Source organism: Streptomyces sp. URMC 126 (assembly GCF_051386555.1).
In the GTDB taxonomy this organism is placed as follows: Bacteria; Actinomycetota; Actinomycetes; order Streptomycetales; family Streptomycetaceae; genus Streptomyces.
The window spans coordinates 1-252 of the sequence record NZ_JBPQTX010001119.1; the positions used below are offsets into that span (position 1 = coordinate 1).

General features: G+C 63.9%; 1 protein-coding gene. It reads left to right on the forward strand.

Annotated features, from left to right (window positions below; genetic code table 11):
- Positions 1 to 252, forward strand: a 252-nt coding sequence (locus ACSNOK_RS35325) for a hypothetical protein (protein ID WP_436784774.1), incomplete at both ends; no start/stop codon positions are given.

A 252-nucleotide genomic window follows, 5' to 3' on the forward strand; every position in this document is an offset into this window, starting at 1 on the left:
GGATCGCTCACTCCGGCTGGGATATCACCCAGGCCGAGGGTGATTGGGCCGAGCGTCTGCGCGAGGTTGGCCTCATTGATATTCCTGAGGAATCCCGTCTGGCCACCCCGGTATTCGACGGTGCCACCGAGCAGGAGATCACCGGTTTGCTGCAGTACGGCCACCCAACCCGCGATGGCGAGATGCTCGTTGACACCGACGGTAAGGCGACCCTCTTCGATGGCCGTACCGGCGAGCCCTTCCCCTCGAAGG